The organism is Burkholderia sp. BCC1644, from assembly GCF_902833225.1.
In the GTDB taxonomy this organism is placed as follows: domain Bacteria; phylum Pseudomonadota; class Gammaproteobacteria; order Burkholderiales; family Burkholderiaceae; genus Burkholderia.
The window spans coordinates 105,879-121,445 of record NZ_CADFEI010000020.1; the positions used below are offsets into that span (position 1 = coordinate 105,879).

At 67.1% G+C, this 15,567-nt stretch carries 14 protein-coding genes; 6 read left to right on the top strand and 8 right to left on the bottom strand.

Going from position 1 to position 15,567, the window contains the following annotated elements:
• Positions 1-24 precede the first annotated feature (24 nt).
• Positions 25-1,077: an NAD(P)-dependent alcohol dehydrogenase gene (locus HWX87_RS31100; RefSeq protein ID WP_176050803.1), complete on the top strand. Its 1,053-nt coding sequence runs from the start codon at positions 25-27 to the stop codon at positions 1,075-1,077.
• 86 nt (positions 1,078-1,163) lie between these two features.
• On the opposite strand, the gene HWX87_RS31105 is transcribed toward HWX87_RS31100, so the two are convergent.
• The 5 genes from HWX87_RS31105 to gatC form a co-directional block, all read right to left on the bottom strand.
• A complete protein-coding gene (locus tag HWX87_RS31105) occupies positions 1,164-1,937 on the bottom strand; it encodes an exodeoxyribonuclease III (protein ID WP_176050804.1) in 774 nt (257 codons plus the stop codon).
• Between the two features lie 41 nt (positions 1,938-1,978).
• Positions 1,979-2,818, bottom strand: a complete 840-nt coding sequence (locus HWX87_RS31110) for a polyphosphate kinase 2 family protein (protein ID WP_176050805.1) — start codon at positions 2,816-2,818, stop codon at positions 1,979-1,981.
• Positions 2,819-2,936: 118 nt separating this feature from the next.
• Entirely contained in the window at positions 2,937-4,412 is a 1,476-nt protein-coding gene (gene gatB, locus HWX87_RS31115; protein WP_176050806.1) for an Asp-tRNA(Asn)/Glu-tRNA(Gln) amidotransferase subunit GatB, read from the bottom strand.
• A 3-nt stretch (positions 4,413-4,415) separates the two neighbouring features.
• Complete coding sequence (gene gatA, locus HWX87_RS31120) at positions 4,416-5,906, bottom strand: Asp-tRNA(Asn)/Glu-tRNA(Gln) amidotransferase subunit GatA (RefSeq protein ID WP_176050807.1); 1,491 nt, start codon at positions 5,904-5,906, stop codon at positions 4,416-4,418.
• Positions 5,907-5,975: 69 nt separating this feature from the next.
• Entirely contained in the window at positions 5,976-6,275 is a 300-nt protein-coding gene (gatC, locus tag HWX87_RS31125; protein WP_006477478.1) for an Asp-tRNA(Asn)/Glu-tRNA(Gln) amidotransferase subunit GatC, read from the bottom strand.
• 367 nt (positions 6,276-6,642) lie between these two features.
• On the opposite strand from gatC, the gene HWX87_RS31130 reads away from it, so the two are divergent.
• The 5 genes from HWX87_RS31130 (at position 6,643) to rodA (ending at position 13,176) form a co-directional block, all read left to right on the top strand.
• Positions 6,643-7,686 carry a rod shape-determining protein gene (locus tag HWX87_RS31130; RefSeq protein ID WP_004189550.1) on the top strand — a complete coding sequence of 348 codons (1,044 nt, stop codon included), beginning with the start codon at positions 6,643-6,645 and terminating at the stop codon, positions 7,684-7,686.
• A gap of 373 nt (positions 7,687-8,059) precedes the next feature.
• Positions 8,060-9,127: a rod shape-determining protein MreC gene (mreC, locus tag HWX87_RS31135; RefSeq protein ID WP_176050808.1), complete on the top strand. Its 1,068-nt coding sequence runs from the start codon at positions 8,060-8,062 to the stop codon at positions 9,125-9,127.
• Positions 9,124-9,636, top strand: a complete 513-nt coding sequence (gene mreD / locus HWX87_RS31140; RefSeq protein WP_176050809.1) for a rod shape-determining protein MreD — start codon at positions 9,124-9,126, stop codon at positions 9,634-9,636. Before mreC ends, mreD begins: the two co-directional genes overlap by 4 nt.
• A 94-nt stretch (positions 9,637-9,730) precedes the next feature.
• On the top strand, positions 9,731-12,016 hold the full coding sequence (gene mrdA / locus HWX87_RS31145; RefSeq protein WP_176050810.1) for a penicillin-binding protein 2: 2,286 nt from the start codon (positions 9,731-9,733) through the stop codon (positions 12,014-12,016).
• 11 nt (positions 12,017-12,027) lie between these two features.
• The gene (gene rodA / locus HWX87_RS31150) at positions 12,028-13,176 is read left to right on the top strand and encodes a rod shape-determining protein RodA (RefSeq protein ID WP_176050811.1); all 1,149 of its coding nucleotides are present in this window, start codon (positions 12,028-12,030) and stop codon (positions 13,174-13,176) included.
• Between the two features lie 81 nt (positions 13,177-13,257).
• Here the strand turns inward: rodA and HWX87_RS31155 are convergent, their stop codons facing one another.
• From HWX87_RS31155 to queD, 3 genes are all read right to left on the bottom strand, one after another.
• Entirely contained in the window at positions 13,258-14,010 is a 753-nt protein-coding gene (locus HWX87_RS31155) for a tetratricopeptide repeat protein (RefSeq protein WP_176050812.1), read from the bottom strand.
• On the bottom strand, positions 14,007-14,792 hold the full coding sequence (locus tag HWX87_RS31160) for an HpcH/HpaI aldolase/citrate lyase family protein (RefSeq protein WP_176050813.1): 786 nt from the start codon (positions 14,790-14,792) through the stop codon (positions 14,007-14,009). Before HWX87_RS31160 ends, HWX87_RS31155 begins: the two co-directional genes overlap by 4 nt.
• Positions 14,793-15,109: 317 nt before the next feature.
• Positions 15,110-15,562, bottom strand: coding sequence for a 6-carboxytetrahydropterin synthase QueD (queD, locus tag HWX87_RS31165; protein ID WP_006482561.1), 453 nt, complete (start codon positions 15,560-15,562; stop codon positions 15,110-15,112).
• Between the last annotated feature and the right edge of the window lie 5 nt (positions 15,563-15,567).

Consider the following 15,567-nt stretch of genomic DNA (forward strand, 5'->3'; position numbering starts at 1 on the left):
CGTTCCGGACAAGGAGCCCATCGCATGAGCACAACCTATGCCTACGCGGCGACCGATTCGCAGTCGCCGCTCGCCCCGTTCGAATTCCAGCGTCGCGCGCTGCGCGACCTCGACGTCCAGATCGACGTCCTCTACTGCGGCGTCTGCCACTCGGATCTGCACCAGGCGCGCAACGAATGGCGCAACACGATCTACCCGGTCGTGCCGGGCCATGAAATCGTCGGCCGCGTGACCGCGACCGGCGCGCAGGTCTCGCGCTTCAAGGTCGGCGAGCTGGTCGGCGTCGGCTGCCTCGTCGATTCGTGCCGCACCTGCCCGAGCTGCGCGGACGGCCTCGAGCAATACTGCGAAAACGGCTTCGTCGGCACCTACAACGGCCAGGATCGCGTGACGGGCGACATCACGTTCGGCGGCTATTCGACGCAGCTCGTCGTCGACGAGGCGTTCGTGCTGCGCGTGCCCGAGACGCTCGACCCGGCCGGCGCCGCGCCGCTCCTGTGCGCGGGGATCACGACCTACTCGCCGCTGCGGCAGTGGAACGTCGGCCCCGGCAAGAAGGTCGGCATCGTCGGCCTCGGCGGCCTCGGCCACATGGGCGTGAAGCTGGCGCGCGCGATGGGCGCGCACGTCGTGCTGTTCACGACGTCGCCGTCGAAGATCGAGGACGGCAAGCGCGTCGGCGCGCACGAAGTCGTGATCTCGAAGGACGAAGCGCAGATGCACGCGCACCTGAACAGCTTCGACTTCATCCTGAACACGGTCGCCGCGCAACACGACCTGAACCCGTTCCTGCACCTGCTGAAGCGCGACGGCACGATGACGCTCGTCGGCGCGCCGGAGCACGATCACCCGTCGCCGCAAGTGTTCAACCTGATCTTCAAGCGCCGCCGCCTCGCGGGCTCGCTGATCGGCGGGATCGCCGAAACGCAGGAAATGCTCGACTTCTGCGCGGAGCACGGGATCACGTCGGATATCGAGACGATTCCGATGCAGCAGATCAACGCCGCTTACGAGCGGATGCTGAAGAGCGACGTGAAGTACCGGTTCGTGATCGACATGGCGTCGATCAAGCAGTAAGCGCCGCGTCAAACGAAACGGGCCGCATGTCGGACATGCGGCCCGTTTTGCATTCGGCGGCTGCGCACGCGGCGCAGCGCCGCCAATCACTTCTTGTAGTCGTAGTCGATCGTCAGCGGCGCATGGTCGCTGAACTTGATGTCCTTGAAGATCGATGTGCTTTTCGCGGTGCCGGCCACGCCCGGCGTCGCGATCTGGTAGTCGATCCGCCACCCGACGTTCTTCGCGTATGCCTGGCCGCGGTTGCTCCACCACGTATACTGCTCGGCGCGCGGGTCGAGCGTGCGGAACACGTCGACGTAGCCGACATCGTCGAACAGCTTCGTGAGCCACTCGCGCTCTTCCGGCAGGCAGCCCGAGTTCTTCTGGTTGCTCTTCCAGTTCTTGATGTCGATTTCCTTGTGGACGATGTTCACGTCGCCGCACAGGATCACTTCGCGCTTCTTCTTGAGCTGGGCGAGGTGCGGCATGAATTCGTCCATGAAGCGGTACTTCGCCTGCTGGCGCTCTTCGCCGCTCGAGCCGGACGGCACGTACACCGACACGACCGACAGCTTGCCGTAGCGCGCCTCGACGTAGCGCCCTTCGGAATCGAATTCGCTGCTGCCGAAGCCGATGATCACGTCATCGGGCTCGCGCCGGCTGTACACGCCCGCGCCGCTGTAGCCCTTCTTCTCGGCGTGGTGGAAATAGCTCTTGAAGCCGTGCGGCTCGACGAATTCGGCCGGCAGGTCGTCGGCCGAGACCTTGATTTCCTGCACGCACACGCAATCGGCGTTCTGTTCGCCGAGCCAGTCGAAGAAGCCCTTCTTCGCGGCGGAGCGGATGCCGTTCAGGTTGGCGGTAATCACTCGCATCATGTCGGGTTCCGTTCAATTCGATGTTTTTACAGGGTGGCAGCTTAACGGATCTTCACGCCTTCGAGCTCGGGCTTCGGCGGCGGGAATTCCAGCTTCATGTCGGTCATCGCGCGCAGCAGCAGCTCGGCGATCATCACGTTGCGGTGCGTCTTCGAATCCGCCGGGATCACGTACCACGGCGCATGCTCGGCCGACGTCGCGGCGAGTGCGTCGCGGTACGCGGACTGGTACGCGTCCCAGTGCTTGCGCGCATCGAGATCGGAGATGTCGAACTTCCAGTGCTTGGTCGGATCATCGATACGCGCCTGCAGCCGCTCGCGCTGCTCGTCCTTCGAGATGTGCAGGAAGCACTTGATGATCGTCGTGCCGTTCTCGGACAGCATCGTCTCGAAATCGCGGATCTGCCGGTAGCGGCGCTCGCACTCCTTCGCGTCGATCAGGTCGAGCACGCGCGGCACGAGCACGTCTTCATAGTGGCTGCGGTTGAAGATCGCGAGCTCGCCCGCGGCCGGCACCTGTGCGTGCACGCGCCACAGGAAGTCGTGCGCGGCCTCGATCGGCGTCGGCGCCTTGAACGGCACGATCCGCAGGCCGAGCGGATCGACGTCGCGGAACACCGCGCGCACGGTGCCGTCCTTGCCGCTGGTGTCCATCCCCTGCAGCACAAGCAGCACGCGCTTCTTCTGCTGCGTGTGCAGGCGCTCCTGCTGCGTGTCGAGTTCGGTCGACACGGCCGACAGCCGTTCGCGGTCGGCGTCCTTCGAGCCGGACGAAAACGGCTTCGCGGCCGGGTCGAACGCATCGAGCTTGAATGCGGCGGCTTCCTTCTCGCGCGTGCTGTACGGCACGCGGAAATCGTCGAGCGACGGTTGTTTCGCCATTCGTTCCTCCGTTGGACGGTGTGGTGCATACGATAACGCATCCACCAAACGCAACGGGCCGCCCCGAACTGGTTCGGAGCGGCCCGCCGTCAAGCGCGGTTCTGGCGCGCGGTCATGCTCAGCCGAGCTTCTTCTTCAGCAGTTCGTTGACCTGCTGCGGATTGGCCTTGCCCTTCGTGGCCTTCATCGCCTGGCCGATCAGCGCGTTGAACGCCTTTTCCTTGCCAGCGCGGAATTCCTCGACCGACTTCGCGTTCGCCGCGAGCACTTCGTCGATGATCGCTTCCAGCGCGCCGGTATCGGAGATCTGCTTCAGCCCCTTCGCGTCGATGATGCGGTCGGCCGCGCCTTCGTCGGTCGCCTTCTCGTCCCAGATCGTCGCGAAGATTTCCTTCGCGATCTTGTTCGAGATCGTGCCGTCGGCGATGCGCTGCAGCAACAGCGCGAGCTGCGCAGCCGACACGGGGATCGCGTCGATCTCGATGCCGTCGCGGTTCAGCTGCGACGACACGTCGCCCATCAGCCAGTTCGCGACGATCTTCGCGTTCGCCGCACCGGCCTTCGCGACCACCGATTCGAAGTAGGCGGCCATCGCCTTGCTCGACGTCAGCACACCCGCGTCATACGCGGACACGCCGTACTCGTCGACGAAGCGCTGCTGGATCGCGGCCGGCAACTCGGGCATGCCGGACTGCACGCGCTCGATCCAGTCCTGGCCGATCACGAGCGGCATCAGGTCGGGGTCGGGGAAATAACGGTAATCGTGCGCGTCTTCCTTGCTGCGCATCGAACGCGTCTCGCGCTTGTCCGGATCGTACAGGCGCGTTTCCTGCACGACTTCGCCGCCGTCCTCGATCAGCTCGATCTGGCGACGGACTTCGAAGTTGATCGCTTCCTCGAGGAACCGGAACGAGTTCAGGTTCTTGATTTCCGCGCGCGTGCCGAACTTCTCCTGGCCGACCGGACGCACCGACACGTTCGCATCGCAGCGGAACGAGCCTTCCTGCATGTTGCCGTCGCAGATGCCGAGCCACACGACGAGACCGTGCAGCGCCTTCGCGTACGCAACGGCTTCGGCCGCGCTGCGCATTTCCGGCTCGGTGACGATCTCGAGCAGCGGCGTGCCCGCGCGGTTCAGGTCGATCCCCGTCATCCCGGCGAAGTCTTCATGCAGCGACTTGCCCGCATCCTCCTCGAGGTGCGCGCGGGTCAGGTTGACGGTCTTCTCGTACGCTGCCTTGCCGGCCTTCTCGTTGGCGGGCACCTGGATCGTGATCTGGCCGCCCTGCACGACCGGAATCTCGTACTGGCTGATCTGGTAACCCTTCGGCAGATCGGGGTAGAAGTAATTCTTGCGCGCGAAGATGCTGCGCGGCGCGATGGTCGAGCCAATCGCGAGACCGAAGCGGATCGCGCGTTCGACCGCGCCGCGGTTCAACACCGGCAGCACGCCCGGCAGCGCCAGGTCGACCGGGCAGGCCTGCGTGTTCGGCTCGGCGCCGAACTGCGTCGACGCGCCCGAGAAAATCTTCGAGACGGTCGACAGTTGCGCGTGCGTCTCGAGACCGATAACGACTTCCCATTGCGTAGTCATTGCTTACACCCCTGCCGGAACTTGCTTGTGCCAGTCGGTCGCGCGCTGGAACGCGTCGGCGACCTGCAGCATCCGGGCTTCGTTGAAATAGTTGCCGATGATCTGCAGGCCGACCGGGCGCTTCGCGTTCGCGCCCGCGCCGAAGCCGCACGGCACGCTCATGCCGGGCAGGCCGGCGAGGCTCACCGACAGCGTGTAGATATCCGCGAGATACATCTGCACCGGATCGTCGCCCTTCGCGCCAAGATCCCATGCGACCGTCGGCGACGCCGGGCCCATGATCACGTCGCACGACTTGAACGCTTCCTGGAAATCGTTCGCGATGATGCGGCGGATCTTCTGCGCCTGCAGGTAGTACGCGTCGTAGTAGCCGTGCGACAGCACGTACGCGCCGACCAGAATCCGGCGCTTCACCTCGGGGCCGAAGCCTTCGGCGCGCGACTTCTTGTACATGTCGAGCAGGTCGCCGTACTGCGCGGCGCGATGGCCGAAGCGCACGCCGTCGAAACGCGACAGGTTCGACGACGCTTCCGCCGGCGCGATCACGTAATACACGGGGATCGACAGTTCCGTCTTCGGCAGCGACACCGGCACGAGCGTCGCGCCGAGCGCTTCATACTGCTTCAGTGCGGCGTCGATCGTCGCGCGCACGTCGTCGGCGAGGCCTTCGCCGAAATATTCGTTCGGCAAACCGATGCGCAGGCCCGCGAGCGGCTTGCCCGCGTCGTTGCCGGCTGCCCACGGCTGGCCGAGGTGGCGCGTGAAATCTTCGTCGTCGCGCTCGAGGCTCGTCGAGTCGCGCTCGTCGAAGCCGGCCATCGCGTTCAGCAGCAGCGCGCAGTCGGACGCGCTCTGCGCCATCGGGCCGCCCTGGTCGAGCGACGACGCGAACGCGATCATCCCGTAGCGCGACACCCGGCCGTAGGTCGGCTTGATGCCCGTCACGCCCGCGAACGACGCGGGCTGGCGGATCGAGCCGCCGGTGTCGGTGCCGGTTGCGGCCGGCGCGAGGCGCGCGGCGACGGCGGCCGAGCTGCCGCCCGAGCTGCCGCCCGGCACCGCGTTCGTGTCCCACGGGTTCTTCACCGCGCCGAAAGCCGAATTCTCGTTCGACGAGCCCATCGCGAACTCGTCCATGTTGGTCTTGCCGAGCGTGACCATGCCGGCCGCCTGCAGGCGGGCGACGACGGTCGCGTCGAACGGGCTCTCGTAATTCGCGAGCATCTTCGAGCCGGCGGTCGAGTGCCAGCCGCGCGTGACGAAGACGTCCTTGTGCGCGATCGGCAGGCCGGTGAGCGCGCCGCCCGCGCCGCGCGCGAGCTCCGCGTCGGCGGCTTTCGCCTGCGCGAGGGTCAGATCGGCGTCGACGTGGACGAACGCGTTCAGGTCGCGTGCGGCGTCGATCCGTTTCAGGTAGTGCTGCGCGAGCTCGACGGCCGAGCATTCCTTGGCGGCGAGCGCGGCGCGCAGTTCGGTCAGGCTTTTTGCGTGCATTGAGTGGTTTTCCTGGGAATTCTGGGTCGCGCGCGGCGCGAAGGCGGCGGCGCGCTTGTCATCGAATGCTTACTCGATCACCTTCGGCACGAGATAGAGGCCGTCCTGGACGGCCGGCGCCGGACGCTGGTTGTCGTCGCGATTGACGACTTCCGTCACGGCGTCGTCGCGCAGGCGCTGCGCGACTTCCTGGATCTGTTCGATCGGGTGGGCGAGCGGCGCGATGCCGGCGGTATCGACCGCCTGCATCTGCTCGACGAGGCCGAAGAATTCATTGAGCTGGCCGAGCATGTGCTCGGCGTCGGCGTCGGCCATTTCGAGTCGCGCCAGGTGCGCGATGCGTTTCACATCGGTCAGGGTCAGGGCCATGCGATCACCGGAAAAACAAGGCTGCGCAGCGCATCAAAAGCAGCGCTGCGGCGGGGGGTTGGAGGGTGCGATCCCACCCTCAAAAATCGGGGCCGAAGCGGCAAAAATACCACCCGTTTCGATTCAAATACCGTGAAATTATAAGGTATCATTACGCGTTCGACCCAAACCCGGCAGCCTTTTCCCGCACCGTTTCGCCTCACTTCGGCAAGCCGTGCGTGCATCGTGCGATCCCCGGTAGACATCACTCGCAGCTTCGTGCGCCGCGGCGGCCGCTTCCGCCACGCTTCCCGAGGCTGTTATTTTTTCCGCTGCCGCCCTCAGCGCTCGCTATGCAGGGCCGGCCCAGAGCGAAACAGGATTCTGAATGTTCGGTTTTTTGCGCAGCTACTTCTCCAACGATCTCGCGATCGACCTCGGCACCGCAAACACCCTGATCTACATGCGCGGCAAGGGCATCGTGCTCGATGAGCCGTCCGTCGTGTCGATCCGCCAGGAAGGCGGCCCCAACGGCAAGAAGACGATCCAGGCGGTCGGCAAGGAAGCCAAGCAGATGCTCGGCAAGGTGCCGGGCAACATCGAGGCGATCCGCCCGATGAAGGACGGCGTGATCGCCGACTTCACCGTCACCGAGCAGATGATCAAGCAGTTCATCAAGACCGCTCACGAATCGCGCATGTTCTCGCCGTCGCCGCGCATCATCATCTGCGTGCCGTGCGGCTCGACCCAGGTCGAGCGCCGCGCGATCAAGGAAGCCGCACACGGCGCCGGCGCATCGCAGGTCTACCTGATCGAGGAGCCGATGGCGGCCGCGATCGGCGCGGGCCTGCCGGTGTCGGAAGCCACCGGCTCGATGGTCGTCGACATCGGCGGCGGCACGACCGAAGTCGGCGTGATCTCGCTCGGCGGCATCGTGTACAAGGGTTCGGTCCGCGTCGGCGGCGACAAGTTCGACGAGGCGATCGTCAACTACATCCGCCGCAACTACGGCATGCTGATCGGCGAACAGACCGCCGAGGCGATCAAGAAGGAAATCGGCTCCGCGTTCCCGGGCTCCGAAGTCAAGGAAATGGAAGTGAAGGGCCGCAACCTGTCGGAAGGCATCCCGCGCAGCTTCACGATCTCCAGCAACGAAATCCTCGAAGCGCTGACCGATCCGCTGAACCAGATCGTGTCGTCGGTGAAGATCGCGCTCGAACAGACGCCGCCGGAACTCGGCGCCGACATCGCCGAACGCGGGATGATGCTGACGGGCGGCGGTGCGCTGCTGCGCGACCTCGATCGCCTGCTGGCGGAAGAAACCGGCCTGCCGGTGCTCGTCGCCGAAGATCCGCTCACCTGCGTCGTGCGCGGTTCGGGCATGGCGCTCGAGCGCATGGACAAGCTGGGCAGCATCTTCTCGTACGAGTGATCGTCTAGGGGGCTGTTTTCCCATGAAACGTACGTGCGAATGCCCGAAATCGGTCGCAGGGCAAGAAGTGAGGAGCGCCGTTTGGCCGCGCCAAACAAGCGACGAACGACGCCGCCATGCGGCCGATTTCGGGCATTCCCGTGGAATGAATTTTAAATTTGGGGTTGCCCCGAAACGGGCCGCTCGCTGCGTCATGCTCCTTGCGAGCGGCCCGTTTCGGGGCAACGCACGCACGTTTCATGAGAAAACAGCCCCCCAGTTTCGTTGACATGACGCACCCGCGGCGTGGCCGGCTCGCTCATTCAGAACGAACCGCCGCGCCGTTTGCGCGTCTGAGCATCATTTAACCGATCCCACGCGCCCGGCGCCGACCATGGAATACAGTCCGCCGCCCCTCTTCAAGCAAGGTCCGCCCGCGCTCGCGCGGCTCATCTTCTTCGTTGCCCTCGCCATCGCGCTCCTCGTATCGGACGCGCGCTTCAGCACGCTCGAAATCCTCCGCGGCGTGCTCGGCACCGTGCTCTATCCGCTGCAGCGCGCGGCGCTCGTGCCGCGCGACCTGTTCATGGGCGCGGCCGACATCGCCGTCACCGGCGCATCGCTGCGCCACGAGAACGACGATCTCCGCAAACGCAACCTGCAGCTGTCCACGCAGGCCAACCAGGCCGCCGTGCTCACGCAGGAAAACGCGCACCTGCGCGCGGTGCTCGAGCTGCGCCAGCACATCGCGACGCAATCGACGCCGGTCGAGATCCAGTACGACACCAGCGATCCGTTCACGCAGAAAATCGTGATCGGGCAAGGTTCGCAGCAGGGCATCCAGAACGGCTCGCCCGTCGTCAGCGAAGACGGCGTGATCGGCCAGGTCACGCGCGTGTTCCCGCTGCAGGCCGAAGTCACGCTGGTCACCGACCGCGATCTCGCGATTCCCGTGCAAGTGCTGCGCACCGGCCTGCGCAGCGTGATCTACGGCACGCCGAAGGGCGATTCGCTCGATCTGCGCTTCGTGCCGACGAGCGCGGATCTCGTCGCCGGCGACGAGCTCGTCACGAGCGGCCTCGACGGCGTCTATCCGCCCGGCCTGCCGGTCGCGAAGGTCGCGCGCGTCGACAAGCTCGCCGATACCGCCTTCGCGCGCGTGACCTGCGCGCCGATCGCCGCCGTGCGCGGCGCGCGCCAGATGCTCGTGCTGCATTACCAGAACGACATCCCGCCGCGCCCGGCCGAGCCCGATCCGGCCGCCGAGAAGAACGCGAAGGGCAAGAAGGGCGCGAAAGCCGCCGCGAAGGGCGAGAAGGCAGACAAGGCCGACGCGAACGCGAAGCCGGCCGCCGCGGCCCAGCCCGCCGCGAAGCCTGCGCCAGCGGCGCCCGCCGCCTCCGGCAAACCGGCCACCGCGCCCGCGAAGCCCGCGGCGGGGCAACCAGGAGCCCAGCGATGAACCGCCCGCAATACATCCTGCAGCCGGTCAATCCGTACTTCATCGTCTTCAGCCTCGCCGCCGCGTTCCTGCTGAACCTGATGCCGTGGGGCCGCCTGCCCGGCGTGCCCGACTTCGTCGCGCTCGTGCTGCTGTTCTGGAACATCCACCAGCCGCGCAAGGTCGGGATGGGCGTCGCGTTCCTGCTCGGCATCCTGATGGACGTGCATGACGCGGGGCTGCTCGGCGAGCACGCGCTCGCCTATACGTTGCTGTCGTACGGCGCGATCACGATCCACCGCCGCGTGCTGTGGATGCCGATCGGCGTGCAGGTGCTGTATGTCACGCCGCTGCTCGTCGTCGCGCAGCTCGTGCCGTTCGTGATCCGTCTCGTGATGGGCGCCGCGTTCCCCGGCTGGCGCTACCTCGTCGACGGCTTCGTCGAAGCCGCGCTGTGGCCGATCGCGAGCCACCTGCTGCTGATGCCGCAACGCCGCCCGGTCGACCCGGACGATACGCGCCCCATCTGAGCCGGACCGACCTTGAATACCCGCCGCCCCCACGCCCGTTGCGCCCAGGGGCGGCACCTCGCCCGCCCGCGCGGGCCGGATCGACTGTAACCGCATGACCGAATTCAACGACACCCAACAGCAGCTCTCGAAGTTCCGCCTGCGCGTCGCGGCGGCGGGCGTGTTCGTGTTCGTCTGCTTCGGGCTGCTCGCGAGCCGCTTCTTCTACCTGCAGCTGATGCAGCACGGCAAATACGCGCTGCAGGCCGAGGAAAACCGCATCTCGGTCGCGCCGATCGTGCCGAACCGCGGGATCATCACCGACCGCAACGGCGTGATCCTCGCGAAGAACTATTCGGCGTACACGCTCGAGATCACGCCGTCGAAGCTCGACGACACGCTCGACAACACGATCGACAAGCTGTCCGAGATCATCCCGATCGACGCGCGCGACCGCCGCCGCTTCAAGAAGCTGCAGGAAGACTCGAAGAACTTCGAGAGCCTGCCGATCCGCACGCGGCTCACCGACGCGGAAGTCGCGCGCTTCACCGCGCAGCGCTTCCGCTTCCCCGGCGTCGACGTGCGCGCGCGGCTGTTCCGCCAGTACCCGCTCGGCATGACGGCCGCGCACGTGATCGGCTACATCGGCCGGATCTCGAAGCGCGACCAGGATCGCATCGACGCGATGAGCGACGACAACGACAGCGATCAGGAAAACTACGATCCGCGCCGCGACGCGAACAACTACAAGGGCACCGACTACATCGGCAAGATCGGCGTCGAGCAGAGCTACGAAACCGAGCTGCACGGGCTGACCGGCTTCGAGGAAGTCGAGGTGACGGCCGGCGGCCGGCCGGTGCGCACGCTGTCGCGCACGCAGGCGACGCCCGGCAACAACCTCGTGCTGTCGCTCGACATCGGGCTGCAGCAGGCCGCCGAGCAGGCGTTCGCCGGCAAGCGCGGCGCGCTCGTCGCGATCGAGCCGAAGACGGGCGACGTGCTCGCCTTCGTGTCGTCGCCGAGCTTCGATCCGAATTCGTTCGTCGACGGCATCGACCAGCAGACCTGGGACGAGCTGAACAACTCGACCGACAAGCCGCTCCTGAACCGCCCGCTGCACGGTACCTACCCGCCCGGCTCGACGTACAAGCCGTTCATGGCGCTCGCGGGCCTGACGCTCGGCAAGCGCACGCCGGGCTGGGGCTTCCAGGATCCCGGCTACTTCACCTTCGGCGGCCACACGTTCCGCAACGACGTGCGCTCCGGCCAGGGCTGGGTCGACATGAACAAGGCGATCATGGTGTCGAACGACACCTACTTCTACATGCTCGCGCGCGACCTCGGCGTGAACTCGATCGCGAACTTCATGAAGCCGTTCGGCTTCGGCCAGATCACCGGGATCGACATCCAGGGCGAGGCGCGCGGGATCCTGCCGTCGACCGACTGGAAGAAGAAGGCGTTCAAGAAGGCCGCGCAGCAGAAGTGGTTCGACGGCGAGACGATCAGCCTCGGGATCGGCCAGGGCTACAACTCGTTCACGATCCTGCAGCTCGCACACGCGACCGCGACGCTCGCGAACAACGGCGTCGTGATGAAGCCTCACCTCGTGAAGGAAGTCGAGGATCCGATCACGCGCGGGCGCCACCTGACCGTGCCGAAGGAAAGCGAAGTGATCCCGCTCAAGCAGGCCGACATCGACGTCGTGAAGCGCGGCATGGAGAACGTGATCGAGAACCCGTCCGGCACGGCATACAAGGTGTTCCGCGGCGCGCCGTACCTCGCGGCCGGCAAGACCGGTACCGCGCAGGTGTTCTCGCTGCAGGGCTCGAACTACAAGGGCCACCTGCTCGCCGAGCACCTGCGCGACCACGCGCTGTTCATCGCGTATGCGCCGGTCGACCACCCGCAGATCGCCGTCGCGCTGGTCGTCGAGAACGGCGGCTGGGGCGCGCAGGCCGCGGGCCCGATCGCGCGCCGCGTGCTCGACTACTACCTGATCGACCGCCAGAACCCGAAGAACGAGGCTGCGGCCGTGGCGGCCGCCGCGTCGGCGACCGAACCCATCAGTGCGCCGGTGATCGGCGACGCGACCAAGCCCGCCGCCGTCGCGGCCGGCTTCACGGCGTTGCCGCAGCCGGTCGTGCCGAACGCGGCCAGCGCGGCGGATGCGGCATCGGCTGCGTCCGCGGCCGCCGCATCGGACGCGGCCGGCGCCAGCGCGGCCCAGCCGGCCGACGCGAGCGCCGCGGCGCCGAGGGCCGCGAGCCTGCCGCCGATCCGGCGCCCGCACCGGCCGCGCCGCCCCGCCAGCGACGCGCAGCCGCTCGTCGCCACGCCGCGGGACGACAACCACCGTGCGACGGCCCCCGCGAAAGCGGCGGACGCCGGCACCGCTCATTAACGGAGAAAGGCATGCAATTCGACAAGCGCGCCTGGCTCGACAAGATCAAGCAGATGTTCGCGGGCTTCGACCGCCCGCTCGCCCTCATCGTGTTCCTGCTGCTGTGCGTCGGCATCGTCACGCTGTACAGCGCGGCGATCGACATGCCGGGCCGCGTAGAGGACCAGTTGCGCAACATCCTGCTGACGTTCGTGCTGATGTGGGTGATCGCCAACATCCCGCCGACCACGCTGATGCGCTTCGCGGTCCCGCTCTACACGTTCGGGGTCGCGCTGCTGATTGCCGTCGCGCTGTTCGGGATGACCAAGAAGGGGGCAAAGCGCTGGCTGAACGTCGGCGTCGTGATCCAGCCGTCTGAAATCCTCAAGATCGCGACACCGCTGATGCTCGCGTGGTACTACCAGCGCCGCGAGGGCGGGGTGCGCTGGTACGACTTCCTCGCCGCGTTCGGGATCCTGATGGTGCCGGTCGGGCTGATCGCGAAGCAGCCCGACCTCGGCACGGGCCTGCTCGTGTTCGCGGCCGGTTTCTTCGTGATCTACCTCGCCGGCCTGTCGTTCAAGCTGATCGTGCCGGTGCTCGTCGCGGGCGTGATCGCGGTCGGCTCGATCGCCGTGTTCGAGCAGCGCATCTGCCAGCCCGAAGTGCAGTGGCCGCTGATGCACGACTACCAGAAGCACCGCGTGTGCACGCTGCTCGACCCGACCTCCGATCCGCTCGGCAAGGGCTTCCACACGATCCAGGCCGTGATCGCGATCGGCTCGGGCGGCGTACTCGGCAAGGGCTACCTGAAAGGCACGCAGGCGCACCTCGAATTCATTCCCGAAAAGCACACCGACTTCATCTTCGCGGTGTTCTCGGAGGAATGGGGGCTCGTCGGCGGGCTCGTGCTGCTGACGCTGTACATGGCGCTGATCGCGCGCGGGCTCTACATCGCCGCGCAGGGCGCGACGCTGTTCGGCCGCCTGCTCGCGGGCTCGCTCACGCTCGCGTTCTTCGTCTACGCGTTCGTCAACATCGGAATGGTGAGCGGCGTGCTGCCGGTCGTCGGCGTGCCGCTGCCGTTCATGAGTTACGGCGGCACCGCGCTCACGACGCTCGGCATCGCGATCGGGATGATCATGAGCGTCGGGCGGCAGCGGCGGCTGATGAAGAGCTGACCGCGCGGCCTGCACCGCAGTCAAGGAAAACGGCGCCCCTGGGCGCCGTTTTTCATCGGGCGGACCGAACGCCGCGTGCGCTCACTGCGGCGGCGCATGCGGCCCGCCCGGCTCCGCCCCGCCGCCCGACGCCGGCCCCTGCGACTTCAGCCGTGCGCTCAGCTCCTTGAATTTCAGCCCGGCCGTCTCGTCGCCCTGTGCGGCCGCCGCCGCGTAATATGCCCGCGCGATGTTCAGGTTCTGCGCGACGCCGTCGCCGCCGCGCTCGTAGAACGACGCGGTCACGTACTGCGCGGTCGGCTCGCCCGCGTCGGCGGCCTGCTTGTACCACGCGAACGCCTGCCGGTTGTCGCGCGGCGTGCCGCGCCCGTCGAGGAACTGGTTCGCGAGCGACAGCGCGGCCTGCACGTGCCCCTGCTTCGCCGCGCGCAGGAACCAGCGGTGCGCTTCGACCGGATTGCGCGCGACGAACTCGCCGTCGTCGAACATCCGGCCGTACACGTACTGCGCATGCGACATGTTCGCGTCGGCCGCGCGCTTCAGCCAGCGCAACCCTTCGTCGACGTTCGCGGTCACGCCTTCGCCCGTCAGCAGCATCATCGCGTAGTTGAATTGCGCGAGACGATCGCCGCGCTCGGCCGCGTCGTGGAACTGCACCAGCGCCGCGCGATAGTCACCGGCGTTGTAGTCGGCGACCGCCGATTGCGTCTCGCGCGACGGATCGGGCTTCTCTTGCGGCGCGCCCTGCGCGACCGCCGCGACACACAGGGCCCACAGGCCGAACATCACACCGATCCGCGCGCGCCCGCGGCACGCACCGTCACCGCCGTTCATGACCGTACCTCCTGCAGCGCCTGCCGCGTCGCGCGCAACAACCAGCTCACGTCCGCCGACACCGAGATCATCCGGTAACCGGCCTCGCGGTACTGGCGTGCAGCCGCCGTATCGCCCGCGAAGATGCCGACCGCGACGCCGGCCTGCCTGCCGGCCGCGAGCACGCGCGCCATCGCGGTTTCGACGTCCGGGTGGCGGATGTCACCGAGATGCCCGAGGCTCGCCGCGAGATCGGCCGGGCCGACGAACAGGCAGTCGACGCCCGGCGTCGCCGCGATCCGCTCGACCTCGTCGACACCGCGCGCCGATTCGATCTGCACGATCACCGCGACCTGCGCGTTGGCCGTCTGCACGTAATCGCGGCGCATGCCGAATGCCGCCGCGCGCACCATGCCCGCGACGCCGCGCAGCCCGTCGGGCGAATCGGGCGACGGATAGCGCGTGAGCCGCACCGCGTGCGCGGCTTCGTCGGGCGTCTCGATGGACGGAAACATCAGCGTGCGTGCGCCGGCGTCGAGCGCGCGCTTCACGAGCCACGGCTCGCGCGCCGGCACGCGCACGACGGGCTCGCTCGGCAGGTGCGCGGCCGCGATCGCACGCAGCTGCGAGGCCACGTCGCGGCTGTCGTTCGGCGCGTGCTCCATGTCGATGCAGAGCCAGTCGTAGCCGGCATGCGCGAGCGCTTCCGCGGCCGATTCACTGCCGAGCGACAGCCACAGGCCGTACAGCGGATCGTCGCCGTCACGCAGGCGTTGTTTGAGGGAATTGGTGAGCGTGCTCATCGATACGGCCTCCTGGACGGAACGGCAATCGAACGGGACAAGCAACAGGCGACGCGGGACACGACACGTCGTGCAGCGCAGCACGGCGGCGACACCGGGATCGCGCCCTGGAACGTTAGTCGGCGACGGGCAGCGGATCTGACAGCGCGCGCCGTGCGACGGCGCACGGGCGGATTGTCCGGTGCCACTCAACGATCATAGCGCGGCGTTACGCGGAATGTGGGAACAGGCGGGAAGCTGCGCCGGCGCGGATCGAAGCCGCGCGGCACGATGGCAGGCAGCCCGCGCCGGCCGGCGCGGGCTGCCAGGAAGGCGGATCAGCGGCCGGGCTGGCGCTCGACGTCGGCCCAGCAGTTCGGCGTTTCGTACAGGCGTACGCGCTCGAGGCGCAGATTCACGCCGTAGTGCGCGTCGTACACGTTCGCGAGGAGGTCGAACGCGATCGCCGCGAGGTTCTCGACGGTCGGGATCCGGTCGATCACGACGGTCTTGTGGTCGGCCATCTGCTCGAGGAACGAGCGCACGACTTCGTCGCGCGCATAGACCAGGAACGCGTGGTCCCACTTGCTGACGAGGTGCTCCATCGCAAGCGCCTTCACGTCGGCGAAATCCATCACCATGCCGCGGTCGGGCGCCCCCTCGGTATCGACGAGATCGCCGCGCAGCGTGATTTCGAGCACGTAGCGATGGCCGTGCAGGTTCCTGCACTGGCTGCGGTGATCGGGGATGCGGTGGCCCGCGTCGAATTCGAGTTTTCGGGTAATCAGCACGATGT